The sequence below is a fragment of the Cardinium endosymbiont cBtQ1 of Bemisia tabaci genome (assembly GCF_000689375.1).
Lineage (GTDB): Bacteria > Bacteroidota > Bacteroidia > Cytophagales > Amoebophilaceae > Cardinium.
Genome location: NZ_CBQZ010000001.1, coordinates 49,738 through 76,138 on the forward strand (window position 1 = coordinate 49,738; position 26,401 = coordinate 76,138).

General features: G+C 36.6%; 24 protein-coding genes. 5 read left to right on the forward strand and 19 right to left on the reverse strand.

What is annotated here, in order from left to right:
- Positions 1 to 140: 140 nt before the first annotated feature.
- From CHV_RS00225 to CHV_RS00270, 10 genes are all read right to left on the reverse strand, one after another.
- Positions 141 to 884 (reverse strand): FAD-binding oxidoreductase, encoded by a 744-nt coding sequence (locus CHV_RS00225; protein ID WP_034576281.1) that lies wholly within the window; start codon positions 882 to 884, stop codon positions 141 to 143.
- 337 nt (positions 885 to 1,221) lie between these two features.
- Entirely contained in the window at positions 1,222 to 2,664 is a 1,443-nt protein-coding gene (gene sufB / locus CHV_RS00230) for a Fe-S cluster assembly protein SufB (protein ID WP_034576282.1), read from the reverse strand.
- 113 nt (positions 2,665 to 2,777) lie between these two features.
- Positions 2,778 to 3,515: a ribonuclease III gene (gene rnc, locus CHV_RS00235; protein WP_034576283.1), complete on the reverse strand. Its 738-nt coding sequence runs from the start codon at positions 3,513 to 3,515 to the stop codon at positions 2,778 to 2,780.
- Positions 3,500 to 4,750 carry a beta-ketoacyl-ACP synthase II gene (fabF, locus tag CHV_RS00240; protein WP_034576284.1) on the reverse strand — a complete coding sequence of 417 codons (1,251 nt, stop codon included), beginning with the start codon at positions 4,748 to 4,750 and terminating at the stop codon, positions 3,500 to 3,502. The genes rnc and fabF overlap by 16 nt, the downstream gene beginning before the upstream one ends.
- Before the next feature lie 11 nt (positions 4,751 to 4,761).
- Positions 4,762 to 5,016 carry an acyl carrier protein gene (gene acpP, locus CHV_RS00245; RefSeq protein WP_034576286.1) on the reverse strand — a complete coding sequence of 85 codons (255 nt, stop codon included), beginning with the start codon at positions 5,014 to 5,016 and terminating at the stop codon, positions 4,762 to 4,764.
- A gap of 102 nt (positions 5,017 to 5,118) precedes the next feature.
- A complete protein-coding gene (rpsP, locus tag CHV_RS00250; protein WP_034576288.1) occupies positions 5,119 to 5,475 on the reverse strand; it encodes a 30S ribosomal protein S16 in 357 nt (118 codons plus the stop codon).
- A gap of 85 nt (positions 5,476 to 5,560) precedes the next feature.
- A complete protein-coding gene (gene rpmA, locus CHV_RS00255) occupies positions 5,561 to 5,815 on the reverse strand; it encodes a 50S ribosomal protein L27 (protein WP_034576291.1) in 255 nt (84 codons plus the stop codon).
- Between the two features lie 9 nt (positions 5,816 to 5,824).
- On the reverse strand, positions 5,825 to 6,139 hold the full coding sequence (gene rplU, locus CHV_RS00260; protein WP_034576293.1) for a 50S ribosomal protein L21: 315 nt from the start codon (positions 6,137 to 6,139) through the stop codon (positions 5,825 to 5,827).
- Between the two features lie 123 nt (positions 6,140 to 6,262).
- On the reverse strand, positions 6,263 to 7,492 hold the full coding sequence (locus CHV_RS00265; protein ID WP_034576296.1) for a sodium:solute symporter family protein: 1,230 nt from the start codon (positions 7,490 to 7,492) through the stop codon (positions 6,263 to 6,265).
- A 234-nt stretch (positions 7,493 to 7,726) separates the two neighbouring features.
- Positions 7,727 to 9,079: an ankyrin repeat domain-containing protein gene (locus CHV_RS00270; RefSeq protein ID WP_130721355.1), complete on the reverse strand. Its 1,353-nt coding sequence runs from the start codon at positions 9,077 to 9,079 to the stop codon at positions 7,727 to 7,729.
- A gap of 409 nt (positions 9,080 to 9,488) precedes the next feature.
- Between CHV_RS00270 and rpsT the strand changes: the two genes are divergently transcribed.
- From rpsT to typA, 3 genes are all read left to right on the forward strand, one after another.
- Positions 9,489 to 9,755 carry a 30S ribosomal protein S20 gene (gene rpsT, locus CHV_RS00275; protein ID WP_034576301.1) on the forward strand — a complete coding sequence of 89 codons (267 nt, stop codon included), beginning with the start codon at positions 9,489 to 9,491 and terminating at the stop codon, positions 9,753 to 9,755.
- Between the two features lie 25 nt (positions 9,756 to 9,780).
- A complete protein-coding gene (radC, locus tag CHV_RS00280) occupies positions 9,781 to 10,476 on the forward strand; it encodes a RadC family protein (RefSeq protein WP_223245651.1) in 696 nt (231 codons plus the stop codon).
- A gap of 307 nt (positions 10,477 to 10,783) precedes the next feature.
- Complete coding sequence (gene typA, locus CHV_RS00285; RefSeq protein WP_034576306.1) at positions 10,784 to 12,601, forward strand: translational GTPase TypA; 1,818 nt, start codon at positions 10,784 to 10,786, stop codon at positions 12,599 to 12,601.
- Here typA and CHV_RS00290 read toward each other — a convergent pair.
- The 9 genes from CHV_RS00290 to CHV_RS00330 all read right to left on the reverse strand — a co-directional run bounded on the left by CHV_RS00290 (position 12,598) and on the right by CHV_RS00330 (position 23,158).
- The gene (locus CHV_RS00290) at positions 12,598 to 12,864 is read right to left on the reverse strand and encodes a hypothetical protein (RefSeq protein ID WP_034576308.1); all 267 of its coding nucleotides are present in this window, start codon (positions 12,862 to 12,864) and stop codon (positions 12,598 to 12,600) included. The genes typA and CHV_RS00290 overlap by 4 nt on opposite strands.
- A gap of 77 nt (positions 12,865 to 12,941) precedes the next feature.
- Entirely contained in the window at positions 12,942 to 13,463 is a 522-nt protein-coding gene (locus tag CHV_RS00295) for a CvpA family protein (RefSeq protein ID WP_034576312.1), read from the reverse strand.
- A 162-nt stretch (positions 13,464 to 13,625) separates the two neighbouring features.
- Complete coding sequence (locus CHV_RS00300) at positions 13,626 to 14,312, reverse strand: SIMPL domain-containing protein (RefSeq protein ID WP_034576314.1); 687 nt, start codon at positions 14,310 to 14,312, stop codon at positions 13,626 to 13,628.
- A 130-nt stretch (positions 14,313 to 14,442) separates the two neighbouring features.
- Entirely contained in the window at positions 14,443 to 15,765 is a 1,323-nt protein-coding gene (locus tag CHV_RS00305; RefSeq protein ID WP_034576315.1) for a hypothetical protein, read from the reverse strand.
- Positions 15,766 to 15,973: 208 nt separating this feature from the next.
- A complete protein-coding gene (locus CHV_RS00310; protein WP_034576317.1) occupies positions 15,974 to 17,413 on the reverse strand; it encodes a hypothetical protein in 1,440 nt (479 codons plus the stop codon).
- A gap of 377 nt (positions 17,414 to 17,790) precedes the next feature.
- Complete coding sequence (locus CHV_RS00315; RefSeq protein ID WP_034576319.1) at positions 17,791 to 19,344, reverse strand: Rne/Rng family ribonuclease; 1,554 nt, start codon at positions 19,342 to 19,344, stop codon at positions 17,791 to 17,793.
- A 536-nt stretch (positions 19,345 to 19,880) separates the two neighbouring features.
- A complete protein-coding gene (locus CHV_RS00320; protein WP_165393832.1) occupies positions 19,881 to 20,489 on the reverse strand; it encodes a nicotinamide mononucleotide transporter family protein in 609 nt (202 codons plus the stop codon).
- Between the two features lie 66 nt (positions 20,490 to 20,555).
- Positions 20,556 to 20,759 carry a hypothetical protein gene (locus CHV_RS00325; protein WP_034576321.1) on the reverse strand — a complete coding sequence of 68 codons (204 nt, stop codon included), beginning with the start codon at positions 20,757 to 20,759 and terminating at the stop codon, positions 20,556 to 20,558.
- 68 nt (positions 20,760 to 20,827) lie between these two features.
- Positions 20,828 to 23,158, reverse strand: a complete 2,331-nt coding sequence (locus CHV_RS00330; protein ID WP_156933579.1) for a BamA/TamA family outer membrane protein — start codon at positions 23,156 to 23,158, stop codon at positions 20,828 to 20,830.
- A gap of 255 nt (positions 23,159 to 23,413) precedes the next feature.
- Between CHV_RS00330 and recA the strand changes: the two genes are divergently transcribed.
- Positions 23,414 to 24,424: a recombinase RecA gene (gene recA / locus CHV_RS00335; protein ID WP_034576324.1), complete on the forward strand. Its 1,011-nt coding sequence runs from the start codon at positions 23,414 to 23,416 to the stop codon at positions 24,422 to 24,424.
- Positions 24,425 to 24,674: 250 nt separating this feature from the next.
- A complete protein-coding gene (locus CHV_RS00340; RefSeq protein WP_034576325.1) occupies positions 24,675 to 26,294 on the forward strand; it encodes an ankyrin repeat domain-containing protein in 1,620 nt (539 codons plus the stop codon).
- Positions 26,295 to 26,401 lie beyond the last annotated feature (107 nt).

Consider the following 26,401-nt stretch of genomic DNA (forward strand, 5'->3'; position numbering starts at 1 on the left):
ACCTATAAATTAAATAGAAAATAGTATGATAGAATCCGATTTACTTTAGGCAACCCATTTCCAAACGATAGGCCGCCCTTAGCATTAGGCTTTTTGCTTTCTTAAGGTGTTCATTCGTTGTTTTTTTAATAAATTCTATTTTACACTTTACGAGAGATATACTTTTCTCTTCTTATAGATTGTAAGCTAAAACCTATATTTTGCAACTGTTCAATACTTTCATCAATCATATATGGATTACCGCATAGGTATACCAAATCGGTCATTGGATTTAAATCAAGGCTTTCAAAGGCGGATTGTACATAGCCTACATATTGATAAGGAGCTGTTTCTCTATCTGCTCTACTCAAATAGCCACGAAAGTGAAAGTTTGAGTATTTTTGGGCAAAAGCAATAAAATCTTCTACATAAAGTAGGTCATGCGCATAACGTACACCTAGTAGCAAGGTTACCTTCAGCTTTTTATCTTCTTCTAGCCGTTCAGCAAGTATAGGGAGCATAGAACGATAAGGTGCTACACCAGTTCCAGTAGCTACCAATAGGTAGTGGGTTGGTTTTTCTGCTGGTTGAAGGATAAGCCTACCTTTAGGTCCAACACAGTCTAATAGATCTCCGCTTTTTAGATTAAAGAGGATGTTGGTCGCAAAGCCGTTCTGAACAGGGGCTATTGCGATGTCCAATCGGTTGGTTTGCGAAGGGCTATTGGCTAAGCTATAACTACGTGGTACTATTTTCCCAGACAGGTGTGGCAATAAAAAAGTAATAAATTGGCCTGGTATAAATGGGAAAGGTAGTTTATCCAAACGTCTAAAAGATAACTCTGCTACACTAGGTGTAAGCATTGTCGAGGCTATAAACTCAACTTTAAATTGACTTTGTTCCATTTTTTCTATATAATACCCGTTAGACTTTTGCTATTTTCTTTGGGCAATGCTTCAGTCTTTACTTTCAAATCTAAAAAAAATTAACCATCTGTCGAAACTTTTTATGACAAACCAAGTCACAATACTAAAAATTAGGCTATGGACCGGTTGTTGAGTTTTTGTACATATTCATTCAGATATAGCTATAAAGACGAATGATAAACCTTTAGCCTCCTGAGCAAGAGATGGTTTGGTATTAAAGCCACAAGACTGCTGCAATAGATTTTTAAAATTTAGGTGTGTGATTCATAGAGATTGTTACACCTATGCTGTCCGATTAAATTTAAACCACTAGAGATTATCCCACACTACCCTCCAGTGTAAGTGCCAATAGTTTTCGTGCTTCTACCGCAAACTCCATAGGCAACTGATTGAGTACTTCTTTGCAATAACCATTGACAATAAGTGCAATAGCAGTTTCATGATCGATACCACGTTGATTGCAATAAAAAAGTTGATCCTCACTAATTTTAGATGTAGTGGCTTCATGTGCCACTTGGCCGGTTGGATGGCTTACTACTATATAAGGGAAAGTATGGGCACCGCAGCTATTACCAATTAACAAAGAATCGCACTGAGAAAAATTAGTAGCCTGGGCTGCTCCAGGGGTGATCTTGACCAAACCTCTATAGCTATTATTGGATTGACCAGCGGCAATACCTTTGGCTACAATCCGACTCTTAGTATGTTTACCCAAGTGGATCATTTTCGTACCTGTATCTGCTTGCTGTCTGTTTTTGGTTACTGCTATAGAATAAAATTCACCTATCGAATGGTCTCCCATTAAAATGCAACTCGGATACTTCCAAGTAATGGCTGAACCAGTTTCTACTTGTGTCCATGAAATTTTAGCATAGGCGCCAGCACAAAGGCCTCGCTTGGTTACAAAATTATAGACACCGCCTACCCCATCTTTATTGCCTGGATACCAATTTTGTACGGTAGAATATTTTACATGCGCAGCCCTTGCAGCATAAATCTCTACTACAGCGGCATGTAATTGATGTTCATCCCGCATAGGTGCTGTACACCCCTCTAAATAGCTAACATAGGCATCTTCTTCTACGATAATCAAGGTGCGTTCAAATTGACCGGTATTGGTAGCATTGATGCGAAAATAGGTAGAAAGTTCCATAGGGCAATGGACCCCCTTTGGAATGTAGCAAAAGGAACCATCACTAAAGACAGCGGTATTAAGAGCAGCAAAATAATTATCGGTCATAGGGACCACTTTACCCAAATATTTTTCAACCAAATCAGGGTATTGCTGAACAGCTTCACTAAAAGAACAAAAAATAATGCCTAGCTTGTTTAATGTATCTTTAAAAGTTGTGGCCACAGAAACACTATCTAACACCACATCCATCGCTACACCCGTTAGTCTTTTTTGCTCCTCTAACGAAATCCCCAACCGCTTAAAAGTAGCCAAAAGTTCTGGATCAGCCTCTTCTAAACTGTTTAACTGTACTTTTTGTTTAGGTGCTGCGTAGTAAATAATATTTTGGTAATCTATAGGTGGATAGACAATTTTTGCCCAGGTAGGCTCTTTTAATTTAGACCAATGATAAAAAGCTTCTAACCGGCGTTTGAGCAACCAAGATGGCTCTTTTTTTTTCTCAGCGATAAGTCGAATAGTAGCTTCCGTTAAGCCTTTAGGAATTGTATCTACAGGAATATTGCTTTCAAATCCATATGGATACTCAGATGCATGAATAAGATCTTGTATATCTTCTTTTGCCATAATTGTTCTAGATAGATGCTATGCATCTGTTTAGCTTTCTAGCTCTGCTGCCTACAAGTAGGAAAAAATAGTTCTTGTAAAAAGCCGCAAACTGAAAAGGTTACTGAGCACTTTTAATTTGTTTCTATTTGCTCCGTATGTTTTAGAGCCTGTTGAGCAGCCATTTGTTCCGCACATTTTTTAGTTCTACCTGTCCCCTCTCCCATAACTTTTTCACCTATAAGCACCTGCGCGGTAAATTCTTTATAGTGTTCACATTGTTTCTCTTCAAGAATTTTGAAAACTACTTGAAGGTGATATTTGTGTGCCCATTGAATGATCTTACTTTTAAAATTGGTATCATGTTCTATCAGATCTTTTAGACTTATATAATTGACTATCAAATAATCAATAACAAATTTTTTGCAGCGTTCATAGCCATGATCCAAATAAACAGCACCAATAAAAGCCTCTAAGGCATTGCCATACATAAATTTATGGCCACTTGGTTTTATCAGATTGGTATCATAATGCAATAGCTTATCTAAATGCATTTTACGTGCCAACCCATTTAAAGTATCTCTATTGACCAACCTTGACCGTATGTCTGTTAAAAAACCTTCTTCTTTTAATGGATATTTTTTGAAAAGATAGTCTGCAACAATAGCAGATAATACAGCATCACCAAGAAATTCAAGTCGTTCATTTGAGGTATGTCCTTCTTCTATAGAACTATGCTGAAGGGCTACCTTGTATAAAGCTAGATTTATAGGAACCATTCCGGTAACTGCTCTTATAAAGGAAACCAACTGCTGGGTAGCAGGATTTTGCTTTATAAAAATATGCTGGAATAAATTTAGGAATCTTCCCATTTTTTGAAGATTATAGAAACGTTATGTCCACCAAAACCAAAGGCATTGTTTTGTGCAAATAAAATGGTCCTTTTTACTGCGTTATGTAAGGTTAGATTGATGCGTGGATCAATGGCTTCATCTAATATTTTATGATTAATCGTTGGGGGAACGACTTGATGTAACAAGGCTAAAACAGTAGCAATAGACTCTATCGCTCCCGCTGCACCCAATAAGTGGCCGGTCATGGACTTAGTCGAACTAATGTTAAGCTTATAAGCATGCGCACCAAATACATGTTGAATAGCCTTTACCTCATTCACATCGCCCAGTGGGGTGCTGGTACCATGGGCATTAATGTAATCTATGCCATCTGGTGTAATTTGGGCACTGGTCAAAGCACGCTGCAATGCCAAAATGACGCCTCCTGTATCTGGTGCGGTAATGTGATGGGCATCTGCAGACATCCCTACACCTACTAATTCGGCGTAAATTTTAGCATTTCTTTTTTTGGCATGGGTATAAGATTCAAGAATTAAAGCACCTGCTCCTTCTCCCATCACAAAACCATCTCTGGTTTGATCAAAAGGACGCGAAGCAGTTAAGTAGTCTTCGTTGCGTTGAGAGAGTGCTTGTAATGCATTAAACCCAGCGATGCCTATTTGAATAATAGGCGCTTCTGAACCACCTGCTACCACTACATCTGCATCTTTTAGTTTAATCAACTGAAAAGCAGCTATTATAGCATTTACTGCAGAAGCACATGCTGCAACTGTAGCAAAGTTAGGCCCCTTAAAACCATATTTAATAGATAAATGACCAGAGGGAATATCTGGTATAATTTTAGGAATAAAAAAAGGATTGATTCTAGGGTCCATACCACCAGCGGCAAAGCCTAAAACGGTTCCTTCTGTAGTACCTAAACCACCTATACCAGAACCCCACACAACCCCTACACGCTCTTTATCTACCAAAGGAGTAATTAATCCAGCATCTTGTATGGCTTCATCTCCAGCTACCATAGCATACTGGGCAAATGGATCCATTCGTTTTACATCTTTTGCATCAAGATGATTATATGGATCATATTCTTTTAAAGTACAGGCAAATTTGGTTTTATGTTTGGTTGTATCAAAGCTGGTGATGAGCGCTGCGCCACTTTGACCAGAAACCAGGCCATCCCAATATGCCTTAATATTATTGCCAATTGGGGTAAGGGCACCCAATCCTGTAACCACTACTCTTGTGGAGCACATACGAAAATAAACTAAGCCTTACGTTTGGATAAGATTTTTTCTAAATAATCTACAACACTACCAACTGTTTGCAGGTGAGTTGCTTCATCATCTTTAATCTGTACATCAAACACTTTTTCAAGTTCCATAATCAAGTCTACTTGATCTAAGGAATCGGCACCGAGGTCATTTACAAAATGAGCAGTAGGCAACGCTTCTTGCGCTGAAATATTTAGTTTATCCACAAGAATGGCTACTACTTTATCCGTAATATCTTTTTTATTCATTTAATTAAATATTTTGTAATTTGGCGAAAATGAATTTGATTAGTAAAATTACTATACCACTAGTACTTACCTAAGGTAATAGATAAAAAGATTAAACAACCATTATAAGTGAGTAGGCAATTTTTCTATCCGGTCTGTTTGCCAACTAGTAAATTTTTCATTGGCTTGTTCTTGGGTGATGGCGCCTTTCATAACACCTACCTGAAGATGCTTTTTAAGCATAACACCCTGCTTCGACAAAAGTGTTTTTACCGTATCGGTAGGCTGCGCACCTTGAAAAAGCCACTTTAATGCACTAGCTTCATTAAGTTTAATAGTTGCAGGAGCTGTATTGGGATTATAGTTCCCAATTTTTTCTATAAAACGACCATCCCGTGGCGACCTTGCATCTGCTACAACGATATCATATTCTGCTAAATGTCTTCTACCACATCTAGCCAACCTTATTTTTACAGCCATACTATTGCCTTTCTAGCGAATTTCGTTCGCAAATGGTTAATAAATTACTTTCTTCTTGTTAAGAAAACTTGTATATAACGACGGATTACATATTATCCACCGAAACAATAGAACGCAAGCCCTTGTTTTTTTTAAAGACCACTACACCATTGGTTAAGGCAAATAGGGTATGATCTCTGCCTAACCCAACATTTTTACCAGGATAATAACGGGTACCTCTTTGACGAACAAGGATGTGGCCAGCGATTACGTTTTCTCCACCATACTTTTTTATGCCGAGCCGCTTACTTTCTGAATCTCTTCCGTTACGGGAGCTACCTGCCCCCTTCTTATGTGCCATGGGATCGTATTACTTTATAATGTCTTCAATAACAATTTTGGTATGCTCTTGACGATGGCCGCGCTTAACTTTATATCCATTTCGTCTTTTTTTCTTAAAAACGATAATTTTATCTCCTTTCGTATGTTCCAATACTTTTGCCTTAACGGTTACCCTATTTAGTATAGGGGCACCAACTGCTACTGTGCCTTCCTCGTCATCTAAAAGTAGTACTTTATCAAAAGTAAGCAAATTACCTACTTCACTTTGCAATTTAGGCGTATAAAGCCACTGCTCTTTGGAAACTTTAAACTGGGCTCCTGCTATTTCTACAATTGCATACATATATTTCTATAAGCTAAAAGAATACTATTTTTTCTATTATTAGAAATAATAGACCTCAACAAAGTTAAGCTTTATTCTATAAAATAAAAAATGGCCAACCGATATTATTTTTATGCTTGTTTTTTACAGCCCGTTTTCTTGTTGAATAGATTTAACCATATCAAGAGGCTTGTTTAGTTTGTTAGTTGTCCTGCGTAACAAATAGTGTACAACAATCATCACCAGCCCATTTATCAACATACAAGGTACGTGTCCAGTAGCCGTACCCACTATAGAGACCATCCATTTTTGCCAAGCCAACATAGATAGTAGGCCAGTAGCCATCCCTATTAAACCAACAGAAGACGAAGTACGGAGCCCTAAAACAGCTAAAATAAATGGGGCTATTATTACTGGAACATAGAAACGCAAATACCACATAAGGATGTTGTATAAGGTAGATGTAGGAAGATTAAAAGCTAAAACGATAGTGAATAGGGACACAACAAACAGCGCTACACGAAAGGCTTGAAGTTGGTGGAAGTAGAGAAACCTTCTGAAACAACCTATACTTTTGGGTATATCATAAGCCAACATAATACTAGCAACATGTAACCTAGAATCAACGGTAGACATAGCGAAAGATAACATAACAATAGAAACTATTGTTTTTAAAGGATAGGAAGCATTAGCAAGAAAATGATTCCAAATAGCTTTAGAGGGTACATGGGGGAAGCAGACAAAAACCAATAGACCAACTACTATAATACATGCTGCAATAACACTAGAAAAAATAGCAGCACATAAGCATGCTTTTCTTGCTTGAGCGGGACTCTTACACATGTATACATGTTGCACAAGATAGGGCCCCACACCAGCAACCAAATTGGTAAGGTAACTAAGTATAGTTGGTACTACTTTTCTACCAGAGGGTATAATATTATAAAGTCCAAATTGTTTTTGCGATTTGAGAAAATCAATAATTTCAATGATTGGGGTCCTTATCTTTTTGAACACTAACCAAGCTACTACAACTATAAAGATAGAAAAAACGATAGATTGCCATACATCTGTAAAGGCAATAGCACGTGCACCTCCAAATATAGCATAAATCACCATAACGAGCGTAATCAGTATAGTAATGGTTAATGGCCGACCTGAAGGTAGAAAAAGGCTAACTGTATCAGACATAATCCGAACTTGTAAAGAGATAGTAATACTTGCATTACAAACTTCAAATAAAGCAGTAATCAGTCGTGCATAACGACCATAGGCACTATCCATGGTCTCTGGCATTGATAGGTGATAGATGAACTTGGACATACGCCCTGCTAACCAACTTAAGAGCAATAAAGGACAAAGTGCAATTACCATTCTATAAACTATATACCAGACCCCTTTAGAAGCATATGTGATAATTTGTGTTAGTAACGTCGATGAACAAATAACAGGCTACTATAGTAGCGACTATAGTAGCTGTATCAAATTGTTTATAGCCAACGGCATGCTCCCCAAAGCTGATAGCCCTTTTGGTTAAAGAACAAAAAGAAACTATTAAAGTACATAGTAAAAAAATTACTAGTACAGGTAAGGAAAAATCAAGCGAGATCATTGGAATTCTGTATTATAAAGCATAAGATGTAATACTTCCTTATGAAATTCGTAAACGGATTTGTAATCAATATGGAAATGTTTCATTAATAACTCAAATTCTTGTTCTGCGTCGTAAATATCAACTTTAATAGTACCTTTAACATGAATAGTTGATTCGTTAGAAGGAGTATCCTTAGCATACTCCTCTCTTAGCTTTGTCAAGAGAGGACGCCAAGTTTCGCTGCTAGTTCTAAATTGTTCTACATGGCTGCATTCTTTTACAAACTTGAGCATGTGTTCCATCAATTCTGGACTGTTATTTAAACTCAACCTTTCAGATAGATATTGTACCATTTTACTTTTAAATTCATCTTTTGGTAGATTGTGTTGCATAAAACGCAGAAGGTAACCATCACCTTTATTAGTAGTATGGAATCGTAAAAAAGAGAATATAAAATCACTAAATCCTACAATATTATTTATTTTTTTAAGTAATTTCTTATAACAATCTGAGGTCTCTTCTCTACATGCTAAGTTAAATAAGAGTTTGGATTTACTGGTAAAAAATGATAGTGCTTGTTGTTCAGCCATACATTTAGTGTTTCCAAAATGGCTATAAGGGTGGAGGGTAATACACTGCTTGAACTCGTCTAAGACCAAATCCAATTTGGCATCATCCTTGCTTTGTATTGCGATGCTTAGTGCTATATCTAAAAAATCTAGCTTGTCCTTATTATTGTGGCAAGTAAGTTGGAATCCAGCACACTTATGGGTAGTCTGTAACAAACACTTGAGCACGCTTAAGTTCCCTTTTTTCATGGCAACCATCAGAGGTGTTTCGTGAGCATAACTCTTACGTAATAATTCACTATTACTATTACTACGTTCTTGTTGTATTTTTGTGTTCTCTGTTTCTATATCATCTTCGTTACTTTTCCAGCCCTTTAAGAAATCTAATAGTTTTCCCTTTATTTTGCAAATATCGATGGAGTTCTTGCTTAAGAGTAAAGGCCTCATCTTATCTAATAAAAACGCCATAATAGTTGCTTCCGCATTTTCATTCCCTTTATTTATACTTGCTGCTATATGTAGACATGTATTTCCGTCTGGATCAGTCTCACAGAGGTTTACAATACCTACCCCCTCAAAAAACTTATCTTGTAACAATTTTTTTACTTCATTTACATTACTTTGTTGTATTGCTTCAAAAAGTTCTTGAGTCAGCTGACTCAAAGATGAAGCTGATGGGATAGCAGGTTTACTACGTTTAGAAGGCCTATCTTCGCCAGAATCCGGGTTTATTTTCCTTTTGTAATAGTCATAGCTGCCATTTAACTTACTACAAGCGAAAAGCAAACAACCAACCATATAGGTTGGTAACCCAAAACTGAAAAACTTGGTATAGTATTTTATCTTCATAATCATGAGAAAATTTAATATGTTATGTAGCTAATTATACCAGTTAAAAAACAATCTAATTTCATGGGATGAACCATCAGAGTAAGCGAGTAATTTAGAGTAAGCAACTTCATCCAAGCTATGCTAGCAGGCCGGTAACTATACCTACTAAAGCAGCAAAGGAGGAAGTACGGAACCCTAAAAACGTCAATTCTGGATTAGAATTGACGTTAATATATCACTAATATATCACTTTTTTCTCAGGAGTAATACGAGTGTTTTGGTTGGGTATATCTTGGACATCAAATAATTGAATGATATGTAAAAAAGTAGTATCTTGTACGCAAAGAAAGCATTTAAAACATTTAATTCCATTCATATGGCAAATCACAAATCAGCTGAAAAACGCATAAGATCAAATCATACTAAGTATCTTCGCAATCGTTATCAGCTAAAAACATGTAGAACCTTTATGAAAAAGGTGGGTAATTTTACAGATAAAACCGCTGCAGAGCAGTTGTTACCTAAGGTTTTTTCTATGTTAGATAGGCTAGCAGCAAAAAATATTCTGCACAAAAATAAAAGTGCCAATAGTAAAGCTAAGCTCGCTAGATATGTCAATAGGTTAACTGCAGCTGTAGCCTAATTGCTTAAATGATATGGCACCAGAGATGTACGCAACAGTTCCGCTCAAGATTCAAGACTGGGCGCCTCAAGATCGGCCAAGGGAGAAGCTACTACAAAAGGGAGCGGCAGCCTTAACCGATGCGGAGCTTTTAGCTGTTCTTATAGGCTCTGGTACACGTAACACAAGTGTTGTAATGCTGGCACAGCATATCTTAAAAATGAATGGCAATAGTCTTCAAGAGTTGGCCAAACGTTCTGTACAAGAATTACAGCGGTTTAGGGGTATAGGGGCAGCAAAGGCAATTGCTATTGTTTGTGCTATGGAACTTACTCGTAGGCGAACCGATGAGCCATTTCGAAAAAAAGAACTGGTTAACAGTTCTTTTAAAGCTTATAAACTACTACAGCCAGATTTAACCGATAAATCTATAGAGGAGTTCTGGATCTTGTTGCTCAATAGGGCAAACTATCTTATCAAGAAAATAAAGGTCAGCACTGGGGGCACTAGTAGAACTATTGTAGATGCTAAGTGCTTATTTAGATTGGTGCTAGACCATCAAGCTGTTTCTATTATATTGGCACACAATCATCCTTCTGGCAATACGGTTCCAAGTACTGCTGATATTGAATTAACTAACTCCCTTGACAAAGCTGGGAAATTGCTTGATATAGCCGTTTTAGACCATATTATATTTACAGATAGAAATTATTTCAGTTTTTCTGATGAAGGAATGCTTTGAGGTCATAGGTTCTAAAGTAGCTTTCTTGAGGAATAGTTGGTAAAAACCCTATATCCCAATAGGGTATATATTGACGATTGCTTTAATGCTTTTTTAAGAATGTATAAAATACAATTAGCCATTCTTTTCTATAGATATGTTATCACCTTCTCCTTATCTTTGTAGGAGTTTAGTCGGTATCTTTAGACTTATTCTCTTTCTACCACAATGAAGCACAATAAATATAATAGATGACTACTCTTCTTTTTAATTAACGTTATTTAAACTACCCCTAGCCTAGGGGCCGGCCATTAAATTAAAAGATTTCATGCAATCGTTACGTAATATTGCCATTATAGCACACGTAGACCACGGAAAAACTACCTTATTAGACAACTTATTAAAGCAAAGTGGAACATTTAGATCCCATCAGGAAGTAGCCGAGCGGGTTATGGACTCTAATGATTTAGAGCGAGAACGTGGCATTACGATTTTGGCCAAGTGTACCTCTTTAGTTTGGAAAGATACCCGCATCAATATTGTAGACACACCTGGCCATGCTGACTTTGGCGGAGAAGTAGAACGCATCTTGAGTATGGTAGATGGTGTAGTCTTATTGGTAGATGCTGCAGAAGGAACCATGCCCCAAACTAAATTCGTTTTAAGTAAAGCTTTAAAGCTAGGATTACGTCCTATTGTAGTGGTTAATAAGATTGATCGTGCGGATGCGCGTGTAGAAGAAGTGGAAGATGAAATCTTAGAACTGTTTATGGCACTTGAGGCTACAGAGGCGCAATTTAACTTTCCTACCGCCTATGCTTCTGGCAGAGCAGGTTGGGCTAGTAGAACATTAGATGGTGAACGAAAAGATTTATCCCCCTTATTTGATCTAATCCTAGACCATGTACCTGCCCCAACTGTAGATTTAAATGATGATTTTTCCATGCTTATAACAGCAAGGGAATATGACCCTTATTTAGGTCGTATGCTCACAGGACGTATCTTCACGGGTAGCTTGAAAGTACAGCAGGCCATTAAAGCACTGAATAAGGATAATGCAGTGGTAGAAAATGGTAAGGTTACAAAAATTATGGCTTTCCGGGGTATGGAACATGTACCCATTGAAACAGCATATGCTGGTGATATTATTGCCATTGCAGGGATGCAACGGGCCAACGTAGCGGATACTATTTGTGCGCCTACAGTGATCAAAGCTTTACCTGCGACTCCTATAGATCCACCTACACTGGCCATTAATTTTTCAGTAAATGATTCTCCACTCGCTGGAAAAGAAGGCAATAAGGTCACTTTTAATGCCCTACGTGATAGGCTTATGCGTGAACTTGAATCAAACGTATCAATCCAAGTAACAGAAAGTCCTAATAAAGATTCTTTTGAAGTAGCAGGACGTGGTGAATTACAGTTAGGGGTTTTAATAGAAACTATGAGAAGAGAGGGATTTGAACTTTCCATTAGTAGACCTCGTGTATTGATTAAATTAGGACCTAATGGTGAAAAACTAGAGCCATTAGAAGAAATACAAATAGAAGTAGATGATGCATTTTCAGGCACTGTAATTGAATCTATGAATGTGCGAAAAGCAGAGATGAACGACCTGCGTCCAGTAGGTGGGGGCAAAACACGTATTGTTTTTGTTGGGCCATCACGTGGGTTAATTGGTTATTATGGCACTTTTCTTACTGAAACTAGGGGTACCGGTATTATGAATAGGACCTTCCATAGTTATGGTCCCTATCGTGGAACCATTACTGGCCGGCGCAATGGGGTACTGATTGCAATGGGTATGGGCGATGCAGTTGCCTATGCTCTTTTTAATTTAGCAGACCGAGGTAAAATGTTTATCGGTCCAGGTGAAAAGGTCTACGGTGGGATGATTGTAGGAGAACACAATAGGGATAATGATCTAGAAGTAAACTTATTAAAAGGAAAACAGCTTACGAATATGCGCGCATCAAGCTCAGACGAATCCATCCGATTAAGTCCACCGATTGTGATGACATTAGAAGAAGCAATTACTTATATAAAACATGATGAACGTGTAGAGGTTACACCGCAATCTATCCGTTTACGAAAAGCTATATTGGATCCTAATCAACGAAAAAGAGCTTCTAAATCACATTACTAGTAAAAATCAACGCCTGGGATAAAAAAGTAGAGCAAACAGCTTTGTACAGCTTTTTTTGCAATGGCTGTGGTGTGGCAGCGTAGGCAAAAAATAAACAACGCCCCTTGTAAAATAGTTGTGATCAGAAAACGCTCCTTATAGCTGAATAGAAAAACAGCCTGTTCAAAGCCCGCGTAGCGGGCAAGTTCTGTTTTTCCAGCTGTAAGGAGCGTTTTTAGAAACTTTTTACCCAGGGCTTGATTTTTTTTACACTTTTTTATCAAGAAAAAAGTGTGATAAAATGCTTTATTGACGATTGTTGTGAACAGATACTTTATTTGCACGATGTGCTATGAGGGGATCAATGACATTTCACTTTTAATGAAGGCCATGCGCTAAGCAGATAGAGCTTACCCGTAACAGACTGTAAAATCTTTGGAACAATAGCTTCTAATAATGGGAACAACAGGCTATTATCTGTATAGATACTGGGTAAAGGAGTAAGCTGTAAAAGGCGCCAATAGTAGATCAATAAGCTGATAAAGAATGCGACTTTACACAGCCCGAATAGTGCCCCTAGTAGGTTATCAAATATACCCAGCACAGCAATCACTAAAATGCCTTTTATTAATTTTATTAGGAAATAAATTACTCCTCCTCCTATAAAAAGCATCAGAACGGCCAAGCAAATAGGAAGGAAAGTAGCTAAAGCAGGTATTTTGTTTTTTATGATCGGTAGCAATGTATAAAATAAAGGAACACCTTTTATGCAACCCAATACCACTAGAGCACAAGCAATTAGCTCTACGATAAACCCTTTTTTAAACCCATTATAGCTGCCCCAAATAAGGGGTATAATGAGTAAAACATCTAACCCATTCATACTTTTTATGGCATCAATTTAACAATATACGCTTAATATAGATCTATCGCTTTAGAGGAGGTATTGCGCTATATTTTTAACTATTCTGGGATATTATAAGCAAAAACTTCGTATAAATCTAAGCAGACAAAATAATAAACGAACTATTCGAACAGGTATTGGTTATTGAATAGCATATTGCATCTGAGTTACTACACGGACCCGTTTTTTAGTAGGAATATGGGTATCTTCTATAGAAAAAGCACCTTGAGAAGCGCTACGCAATCTGCCTAAAGGAACATTTGCATCAATAGTAAACTGCTTTGCCGCTTTTCTAGCATTGATGGTAGCCTCTTGAATCATAGATGGCTTAATTTTATTTAAATCTGTGAAGATAAATTTAGCTGGTCCATCCCATCTATGATAGGTTATGCAAACACCTAGTTTCATGAGCTCTTGAGACTTTTGTACAGTTTCATATAGTAAAAATACATTGGATGTATGTACAACGATTTCCATCTTTATTGAGCTCCCTACAGGCTGTGCCTCATTTTTTCCAAGATAGCGAAATTCTGGGGTACCATGTATAATTTCTTTATCTATAAAACCTTGTTGCTTTAGAAAAGCAAGTAATATTTCTGTTTGTTTTTTGATTTTCCTATTGACGCCCTCTAAATCACTATCTACTGCCTCAAACGGAATGGTCCATATACCTAGATTGGCATCGACTTCCCTTTCTGAAAGCCCTTTTACACTAACAGATGCTACTACATTTGAACGGGTGTAGTATAGTCCTAAAACAAAAATAATACTGCTTACTACAAATCCTAAGCTTAGCATTACAGTGGCTTTTATTATGTTTTTATGCATATTAATTTTTAATTTATGATTAGGGGTAATAGCTAGCTTTATGGGTTACCACCTTCAAACTAGGTAAATCCCATCTCTATATACAACTAAAGTTTATATAAGGTTCTCAACCATGTCTCTTCTAGTGATGCTACAAGCTAAATTTTATACTCCCAGAGAATTTGTGTACGGCTCCCTTGTTTTTTTTGTTATCTACTTTATACTCTTCTTCTACATTATACCCACCAGAAAAGGTGAAGTACTTATTGAACGCATAGGCTAGATTCGGAACTAGGTTCCATTTATTACGAAACGCTGAAGCCGGCTTCTCGGAATCTTCTGGAGTAGTAAGATAAGAGCCTCTTATAGATAGCGTCCACTTAGGTGTTACACAGCAGGTTAAAGCAGCGCCAAATCCCCATGCATTTATAAAAGACAATTTATCTTTATCCTTATCTACATAGTAGGCTGCACACATTTCTTTCCGCTCGTCATCACTTTGAATCCCTGCAAGACCCGGTAGGTAATCACCCAACCCATGTACATAAGCCCCTTGTCCTGTGATGGTAAACTTTTTAGGTACTACCTGATACTGAACACCTAAATGTCCACCATAGGTAACAGCTAGTTTATTAGGCAAATTTTTTGCATTAGGGTCAGTACTATGTGTGTAGTCTGTGAAACGACCTAACCCACTTAGGCTAATATTAAGGTCATCTGTAACCACGCTTAGGTTTAACCCAAAGGAGGGCAAACCATTTTTAATTTTAAAAGGACGTTCCTTATCTTCTAGGTTATCTAATTGAATAGGCCCTTTCCCCTTTTTTTCTTCCTTTTCTTTTTTACCGTTCCCTTCTTCTTTTTTCTCTTCTTTCTCTTTTGATGTTGATTTTTCTTTCTCTGGTTGAGTTTTATCAAACAATCCTATTTGCAACGCAATAGGCTTCTCAATGGCATAGCCAATTCGGAACCAGTCAAAGGTATGCTGATTTTTTATTTGTAACACATTTTTTCCTGGAGAAATAAGTAAAGCACCATCTGCTTTTTCATAAGACAAAATAGTAGAAGCACAGCCAATCGTTGTCATTTTTCCAATGGTAACAGTGGCACTACTCAGCTTAGTGTTGTCTTCTTTGCAAGCAGCAGCAATATTGAAGATTGCAGTTTGGTTACACCAAGCGTTTGGCACCTCTGCTTTGAAGGTTAGATTTGCACTAATGCTGTTTTTAGGCGACCATTTTTTGTTCTGGTACACTACAGCAGGCTCCATTGTAATAGCAGCACCTAATTTTATTAAATGTTCAGATTTAGCTTCCTCTTCTTGGGATTCTTTTACTTTTACATGATCCTGCTCAATTATTAGAGGTGTGTTGGTTTTGTCTACTTCTAATCGATGCTCTAATGGATCCGCGTATATAGGATGTACGATATTATTGGCAAAGAATAAGCCAAGCAATGCAATTTTAATTTTCATGACAATAATATGTTAAATGTGGTATAATTTAAAATTGAATAGTTGTAGACTTTAGTTAAGTCCCCTGGACATGAAACAAGCTAAAAAGTTAGCTAATTGCTTAACGAGCAGTTACTAGTTTTTTATAAAAATTGAACCATCTGCATAACAACTAGCTGTATTATAATAATACATATGATTGGAATAACCAAATATTTACAAGAAAGCATTAATCTAAATCCAACAAATCTTGTAGACCATTCAGCTTGTTTGGGTCGTTTAATGTATGGTTTTTAGTATGGTAGGATCTGTTTTTAAAATGGTTATCAGTATTATACTTAGTACATCGCATAGAAAGACCTACTTGGAGATAAATAGCCGGTTGTCTGTATTGAATATTGTAAATTTTATAGGCAAATTGTTTAAATCTTTGTAATTCCATAGCAAAACGCATGGTGTATGAAAGGTAATCCGTCAGCTGCTGCTCGTATCCTAGACCGAAATTATAGGCAACTGTTTGATGTAAATAGGGGCCAAAGGTTACCAACTTAGCCAAATTACTACCCAAATGACGCACATAAAATAGCCGAATATCCCCAAAGAATCTATGCTTTTCATTGCCAAACGCATACCACCCACATTTGGCAAACCATCTTCCCTGTGCAGACCATTTTTGATCCATATGATATGCCTTACAGGGTATGTGGTTGTGATAATGGGTCAATCTACTGGTAGCATTAAAGATCATTTCTCTACCCAAACCTATGAACAGTCGCTGGCTACAAAGATATTGTATCGCTAATGTAACAGGCACGCCTAACCCTTTTCCTTGAAATTTTGTCTTTTCAGTGTCGCTATATTCTATAGAATCAAATGGATCAAAATCTGTGACTTTATAAAGGGTATTGTGGAACCAATTGGGTTTGTATACTTCACCTGTCTTAGTCCTAAAAAAGTAAGTATTGTTTTGCCTTTGGAGTAGTTGCATTTGTTCCAACCGATTGGTATGGAAAACAGCTCCAACCCCTAGGGAGCAATCAAATGAAAATTTAGCCCATATACTTTTTGCTTGCTCTGCATGAGTGGTAAGTGTGTGAACACCCAGCAATTCTTCCAATAGCCCATCTGTAACTACAGGCTGATCATCCAATAAGTTATTCTGATCTGTTAAAATTGTTTTTTTTGTAGCCGTAGCGGAAGCGTCGCTATTTATCTGGGTGTCGGGTTGTTGCAAATAGGATATGAGACTGGCTTTATGCCAGCTTTGATGGGACAAATCATATGACCAAAATTTTATATAAGGGGTATCATTTATGATTGGATCAATCGGCCGATCATACTGCAAGTGATCTATAATTTTAAAAAAATTGATTTCCCCCAATGTTTGGGGAATTTGTCTTTGATTTTTTGCGTTGCATATAGCCACACCACCCGCTATTGCTGCCTGTTGAAGCCGATAGAGGCCTTGATGATCTAAATGTTTTAAAGTAAAACTTTTTTTTAATGCTTTTTTGCAATACTCCTCTGTATTTTGTATAATTGTGGAAAGACTTTCGATTTCTTTATCTTTTCCTTTACTTGGATAGGTAAATAAGCAAAAAATTATACCTAAAATGGTTGCCAGTAAGGTAGATGCTTTGCTACGTTTAGGTAGGTTAGTGGTTCCCATAAATTTTATTATTCGTTGCGTTAACTTTTTTATTGCTTTTACCGCCTTCAGCCTTTATCTATCTAAGTTCCATGTCCATGCTAATCAAAATAAAAAAATAAGTTAACTAGGTTAGCTACCGATGTATAATGAAAGTATCGCATCTTAATTAACCTTATTTGTTTTAGTTTTTAGATGGTTGTGCACCTCTTTATTGTGCTCAATATTAATCTAATGGTTCCCTTTCAATTATACAAGCCTAATCCAACCATCTAGCCAAACAGATGTTTTTCACAGCTAGGATGTCAGCCTGCTTTGTTACCGACTTATAGGGAGTAAGAAAAATGGTTTTGGCTTATAATAAGCCAAAACCATTGGTAATAAAAGTATAAAAAGCACTAATAAAGTTCTATTTCTTCTTGATTTCGGTTGACAAATTTATAATCTGTTACCGCCATTGAAGAATCTTCAATCAATGTAACCCACTTACCATATTTTATAAACCATCTAAATCTCTTAGAGAATAAATTTTTGGTAAAGTAAGCATAGAGATAAGGATGGACTAAAAGTCTTATACCTTTTTCATTTTGATTCATCAAAACAAGACGCAAGCTTTCTTCAATTCTTTCTGAAACCAATATAGAAGCATCAATTTTTCCTGTTCCATTACAAGATGGGCAAAGCTCTCTTGTAACTACATTCATTTCTGGTCGGACCCGTTGCCGTGTGATTTGCATAATACTAAACTTGGACAATGGTAAAACAGAAGTTTTCGCACGATCTTCTTTCATCAGCTCCTTCATTTTTTGATAAAGGAGCTTACGATCTTCTATGTCCTTAATATCTATAAAATCCACTACAATAATGCCTCCCATATCCCGCAAACGCAATTGCCGTGCAATTTCTTGTGCAGCGGCTAAATTGACATTTAAAGCCATTCTCCCTTGCCCTTCTTCATCTAATGTCCTATTGCCACTGTTCACATCAATAACATGCATGGCTTCAGTATGCTCAATAACTAAATAGCCTCCCCCCTCTATACCAACGGTTTGGCCAAAAAGGGTTTTCAATTGACGTTCTATACCCCACTGTTCAAAAAGCTTAATCTTGCTTTGGTGAAGTTTAAGAATCTTCTCCTTGTCGGGTGCAATTGTATGTATATACTGTTTTATTTCAGCATAAAGAAGTTGGTCGTCCACAACAATACTGTCGAAAGACTCGTTGAGCATATCCCGTAAAATAGTATAGGCTCTATTTACCTCACCTATAACTTTTTCCCCAGGTAATGCATTAACCAGTTGCTCTATTCCCTTTTTCCATTTATTGATAAGATCTTTAAGATCTCTGTCTAATGTAGCGACATCAATTCCTTTTGCTACCGTACGCACAATTATACCAAAATTTTTTGGCTTAATAGAAGCGATTAAACGGTTTAGTCGCTCTCTTTCTTCAGCATTTGTAATTTTCTTAGAAATACTAATCGTATCTATAAAAGGTATAAGTATCATGTAACGACCAGGTAAAGTTAGCTCGGAAGCTATACGAGGCCCTTTACTAGAAATAGGCTCTTTGACAATTTGTACCAATACTTCTTGCCCTTTTGTCAGTACATCTCCAATTTTACCAAGCTTGTCTATAGAGGGCTCAACTACAAAATCAACTAGATTTTTTACATTACCTTGCTGATGCCTAACTACTTGAATCGCATTTTTTAAAGAATTAAACTGCGGACCAAGATCTAAATAATGCAAAAAAGCATCTTTTTTGTATCCTACATCTACAAAACTTGCATTTAAACTGGGAACTACCTTTTTAATAATTCCCAAATAAATATCGCCTACTTTGAATTTGTTGTCTTCTTTTTCTACCTGATACTCAAAAAGATTTCCATCTTTTAGAAGTGCTATTCTACAATTATTATCTGTACTATTAATTATTAATTCGTTACCCACGTGCTCATTTTGTTTACGCTTTTACAAAAACCTAGAAAGCAATCAGTAGCCTATTTAATAAATAGTTAAGCAAAGTAGATAATAATGCTTCTTGGCACTTAAGTGCTATCTATTTTTCTTTTTATGTCTATTTAACCTAAGACGCTTTTTACGCTTATGTGTAGCTACGTTTTGTCTTTTTCTTTTCCTACCACAAGGCATTTTACTAAGATTTCGTAAGTTATATTTATATACCACTCTAGAATAGACTCCCTCCTGCTCTATAACTTCTGTTGTACAAGAGGATGCTATTCATTTATCCTTCATAAGGTCTATTGACTTATGCAATAGACCTTATGAAAATCCCAATACAGTTCAGACATTGGGGATTAATGGCTCGAATTTACTGTTTTTTTCTCTAATTACATGCATGCTTATAATGATTACAGCCATACATGGGTACGATAAAGAGGGTTTTTAGATTCAAGCCAGCCATTCAAGAGCTAATCTAAACTTAATATATGATCTTATGTATGACCTATTCAAAGCAGATTCACTTATATTTTCATTGCTTTGTAAGCTATGTACCATTGTATTTGACCATAAATCCCTATAGCTGATAGAATCAGGTACTGTATACTCAAGATGATAGCGCCTTTTTGATAGCAAGCTAAGGAGAAGATGATATAACGAAAAATCGCAATCATCCATCGTTCTAATTTTTTATGCGACATCAGCCACTTATCCATAAAACCTAAAAACATATAACAAGTATCGCCATATGTAGATATAAATGACAATTTATTAAGATATATATATGCTATAAAGCTCCACGCCATGCTACCCAACATACTCAGCCCAGTAATAGATAAAAGCATTTTATAGGATATTCTGCTCACTTGTAACGGTTTTCGATGCAAGGTTCCTTTCCATTTTAGATAGGCATATACGTTGAAGAATATAAAAACGATACTATAGATCACTTTTCCATAAAGCTGTCTAACTGAGTAAACATAGATATTCGTTAAAGCTATAGGAAAGGCTAAAATTTTGCTCCAAATATTTTGGCGTGCTTCTAAAAAATGGGAAAAAATGGATACAACTACTAAGATACATTCCAGTAACCTTTGTCCGTCATAATAGATGACTGATTTTACTACATCCATGGCAGCTACTAAAAGTTGATGAATGTGCATATACAAGCAAGAATAGATGAAAGTAAAAATATAAAATTATTCTTTATCATGTAAACGACAGGTATCGATGGGCTTATTGGTTTGAACTTGCGTGCAATGTGATTTGAGTTGTGCATTGGATTGTTCGTGAATTTTTCCTATTAATTCATATACTTCCCGAAAAGGCTTTTCAGACAAAGCTTTAATAATTACATTTACTTCAGTAATGTTTAACCTTAGTGCTATTGTATTTTGCTGCATATGATTACATCCTATTTAAAAGGTATGGCATACCTTATTTTATGTCGTATAACAAGTATATGGCAATCTTAAAAAGGATAGCCAATATTTAAATTAAAAATGGGTTTTAGCTTCTGTAGTTTGCTTCCAGAAGGCCTATATAATGGGAATGCCAGATCCCCACAAAGTATAAAAATATTGTACAAATTTAATCTTAATCCAAAACCACCTCCTACTGCAAAAGCTTTGTAAAATTTATGAAATTTAAATTTCATTTTTAATGGCGCATCTTTTCCTAGCTTCCAAGTATTACCTATATCTAGGAAAATCGCTCCCTCTAAATAGCCAATCAACTTTCGACGTAGTTCTATATTGCCTAGTAAAAGCAAATCACCTTTTTGTATTTCGTTGTTATTTTCCTCGCTTTCATACAGACCAGGTCCAACCACTCCTCTATCCCAAGCGCGCACGCTACCATATCCTCCTATTGTATATTGTTTGTCTAGGGGCACTTTATCAGTTGCTTTGTATCCCTTAACAGCACCTAATTTAGATTGGTAAACTAGTGTCGTGTAGGCTGTAAGATCAAAAGCATGTCGATAACCCATCTCAATTTTAAGATACTTATACAGTTGAATCTCCTTAGGTAAAATTTTCTTCATCAGAAAAAGATGTTCATAGAGCCCTCCATGCTCTATATCGATTGAAACCATCCATCTATAGCTGACCAGCGGATTGAAATATAACGTAGGCGTGGCTGCTCGTATGGTAAGTATGCATCCCATGCTAGTCAAAAAAGATGGTAATTTTATATGCGATTGGTTTGTTTTTGAGTTATCTAGAACTTGAGGGTAGTCAAATGTCACTTTAAAAGGGGAGCATTGGTATAAGACATGTTTACTATACCAATCATAATTTAATCCTGCATCTATTTTTTTGCTACTGTAAACAGGATTTTTAGTAAAACTATAATCGATAGCCATAGTGGTGGTTGGATTAAACTTTTCCACCATTAGATTGGTTTTTCTTGATAAAAAAAGTATAAAACATGGCGTAGTAAATTTACCACGCAATCCGTAGGTAATATTCCGGTGAAATCTTTGGGTTACAAAATCCTCTCTTAGAGCAACACTGGCCTCTATCTGCAGTATACCTAGCCCTCCAACGCGCTTTATAATGGGATTTAATTTGATGGCAGGACGGAGTTTATTAAGGTTCAGATTGACACATTGTCCGCCAATTTCTATTTGGAATCTTATGCGCTCATCAGGCTTGGCATGAATATAAATGACTAATTCATCCCCTTCTATTTTGGGTAGAATAGCAATAGACCCAAATGTAGCAATGCGATGGAGCCGCTCGTAGGTTTCTAAAATCTTACTTTTGTTGTACAAATCTCCAGGTCGAAGCGGTATTTTAGCAGCTATGTCATCTAAGGGATATCCATCTGATGGAACTAAAAAATAAAGACCTTGACATACTTTGGTTAGTACACAGGTTATACTCGAAGCATGATCCTGTTGGGTAGTTAGATCCACTACAATACGTCCTATCTTTGTTTTATGGTAGGCCATTTTAGGATCAGGTAGATCTACTACAGTAGTTACCGCTATAGTATGGTCACCGTCTGATCGATCAGCTATAAAGTGTACATATTGTTCATTAAATTCAAAATAACCATTATCTGACAATAGGTTTATAATACGTTCTTGCTCGTTGACAAAATTTTGATAGCCATAAGGATCGCCTATTTTAATCAAACTTTCATTACTATGGTTGGCCAATAGGGTGTCGATGGCTTGATCGCTTGCTTGTAACCTTGTTGAAATAATTTTATATAAATTTTTTGGCTTTATGGAATAGGTTACACGTATACTTGATTTTTTCAAATCAGTTTTAGTAATAATTTCAGCATCTAAATAGCCTTTGGAATGAAGATAGTTTAAAAATATTTTTTCATTATGGTGCACATAGATTGGGTCATAGTATAAGGGTTTTTCACCCATACGCATGAGACGGTTTCCATTTTTTGCTAGATTTTCTTTTCGTTTAATAGCTTTATCCCGTGTGGCCATAAGCTTAATTTTTTCTTTTTTATTAGAGGCTTTACGGATTCGATAGCCATAGGTTGCTTCAATAGCTGCACAGTCGTTTTTTATCTTTTCAAGATTAAAATGGTGATTGCCCCACTGATAAAGCCATTTTTTGATGGGCATACCTAGAAAGGTAGTATAGGGCTGATAAATAGAATGTTTTTGCAATGCCTTTTTATGCATATGGTTCACGCCTACAATGACTTCTTTAATGGGTAGAGGTTTACCAACAGCTGCATGCAAGAAGCTTGCATAAATAGATAGCAATAGGTATAAAATAAATTGTATAATCAGCTTTTTCTTCTCTAAGCAATACGTTTTCAACACCTTATTAGACTAAAAATTTGAAGACCTACCAAAGCCATAAGATATAAAACAACGCTTATAGCTTCGATACAAAGTATTGGCTATGATGATGCCATGTCAAATAAATGTAGTATGTTTAGGGATCAATTGGCCTACTTGGCCAATACATGCTATTGATCATCTAATTATTTCGTTAACTGCAGATGGCTTTGTTCATAAACAAACTATTAAGCTACTACACAATTTAGGGAATTTCTATTTTTTTAAACTTAGACTATGACGGATAATACAGAAAAATTAAAAGCGTTACAAATTACCATTGACAAGTTAGAAAAAACATATGGACGCGGAGCAGTTATGCGGTTAAGTGACAATCATGTAGTAGATGTTCCAGTCATTTCCACAGGTTCTCTCGGTTTAGACCTAGCACTAGGCATAGGTGGCATACCACGTGGCAGAATTATTGAAATTTATGGACCAGAATCTTCTGGGAAAACCACACTTTCTTTACACTGTATTGCAGAGGCCCAAAAAAAAGGTGGGTTAGCTGCATTTATTGATGCCGAACATGCTTTTGATAAAAGCTATGCGGAGCGTTTGGGCATAGATACGGAAAATTTGCTTATCGCCCAACCAGATGATGGGGAACAAGCGCTAGAAATAGCCGAACATCTGATTCGTTCTGGTAGCATAGATATCTTAGTTGTTGATTCTGTAGCCGCACTAGTGCCACGTAGTGAACTAGAGGGGGATATGGGTGATAGCAAAATGGGATTACAGGCACGTTTGATGTCACAAGCCTTACGCAAACTTACCGGAACGATTAATAAAACAGGATGTGCTTGCATTTTTATCAATCAACTTAGGGAAAAAATTGGTGTCCTATTTGGTAACCCAGAAACCACTACAGGTGGGAATGCATTAAAATTTTATGCCTCTGTACGGCTGGATATCCGTAGTATGACCTCACTAAAGGAGAGTGATGGAACCGTATCAGGGAAACGCACTCGGGTTAAGATTGTAAAAAACAAAGTAGCACCTCCTTTTCGAGTGGTTGAGTTTGATATTGTCTATGGAGAAGGGATTTCTAAAGTTGGCGAACTTATTGATATTGGCGTAGAATTAGGTGTAGTAAAGAAAGCTGGATCTTGGTTTTCCTATGAAGACCATAAGCTCGCCCAAGGAAGAGAGGCCAGCAAGGAGCTCTTAAATGGCCATCCAGAACTTTTTAATAAGATAGAAGCAGCTATTAAAGCAAAAATTGCGCAGGCTATGGATAAGAGCTAGTCAAATATAAAACATTGTATAGGCCTACCAAGGCAGTTGTCTCATTTGGAATTGTATTTATTTTTTACTAAGTATAAACTATAGGGGACAGAGAGATACTTCGGTCTAACTTAGTGTTAATCTTTATTTAAGGTTTCTTTTTGTCTTAATTTTTTAAGCAGAGGGCCATAATATGGAAGCCATTTTATTCTATTGAAAGCACTTTGCTTATTGTTGGTAATATGTTTTTAATATTTTAAATATCATTTCTATGAAGAAGATAAACGGTAAGGTCGGCCTATGCATCGGGCTCTTAAGCTTAAACACTTTTTCTGCTTGTGTAGAGAGCAAGCAAGCCATACATCGGCCTACTTTAGGTGATACAAGAAGGGCCTATAATAGAAACCGACAGCAATACATTTATGGGGCAGCGATAGGGGCAGTTGCACTTGCAGGTGTTGGTCTATTGGGATATAATCTTGCTAGTACAGCCACGGCAGCGCCCTCCAACACTACTGGGTCAAATGGCACCAACTTCACAACTACATCCCCAGGCTTATCAACCACAACAGTGTTACCCACCACAACTGAATTAAGTAACAGCAGTACCACTGCTGCACCATCAACCAGTCCATCAACGCTAGAGCCATCTCATACAACTAAGAGCAATACTATAAGTAGGAAAGCGCCATATGGAGTGGCACCCTTGATCGCGGCATCGGTAAATGGTACTATAGAAGATGTTAGGCAATTGATAGATGACCACGCAGATCTGGATATACAAGATGACCAAGGTGCCACAGCTTTAATGCATGCAGCAAGATATAATAATGTAGAGCTGGCCGATTTATTGATAAAGCATAATGCCACTATAGATATACAAGATGACCAAGGTGCCACAGCTTTAATGTATGCAGTAAATAAAAATAGAAAAGAGGTCATTGCAGTGTTGCTCGCAAACAACCCAAAGCTGAATGTACAAGATTCACAAGGTAATACTGCCTTAATCTATACAGGAAAAAATAATAGTACAGATGTTGCTAAGGTATTAATAGAAAAAGGGGCACAGCTGGACATACAAGGTGAAGAAGGAAAAACCACTTTAATGCATGCAGCAAGATGTAATAATGTAGAGCTGGCCAATTTATTGATAAAGCATAATGCCACTATAGATATACAAGATTACAAAGGAGGAAGGACTGCTTTAATGCTTGCAACAAAGTATAATAGCATACCTGTTGCCCGTTTATTGATAGAAAAAGGGGCAAGTCTAGATGTAAAAGATTCATTTACCGGAAACACTGCTTTGATGCATGCAGTAATACACAATAATAAAGATATTGCCGATTTATTGATAAAGAACAAGGCAGATTTGGATGTAACAAATAGTATTACAGGAAAGACTGCTCTGATGTATACAGTAGCATTAACCTATGAAAGAGAAGATATTGCCCATTTATTGATAGAAAAAGGCGCAAATCTAAATGTAAAAGATAACAAAGGAATGACTGCTTTGATGCATGCGATAGAATATAATAAAAACAATGTTATCAAATTGTTGTTCAGCAGTAAAGCTGATGTGCATCAAAAAGATAACAACGGAAAGACTGCTTTGATGTATGCAGCAAAACATGATAAAATATATGTTTTCAATCTATTGATGGAACAAAAAGCAGATCCGAATGAAACAGATAACCAAAGGAAAAATTCTTTAATGTATGCAGCAATGTATAATAGCAAAGAAATTGCTAAATTGTTGATAGAAAAAACCGCAGACTTAAAGGCAACAGATAACCAAAATAAGACTGCTTTAATGTATGCAGAAGAACATGGTGCGACAGATATTGCTGAGTGGTTGCGACAAGCAGTCTCTAATAGCACTAACGCTTAAGCAGTTGCGTACAAAATTGTTAAATCAATTGTTAAATCAATTGTTACTAAAGGTAAAGCCACTACTCGGTGGCTTTACACTTTTAAATTATACTTTATTGTCAATGA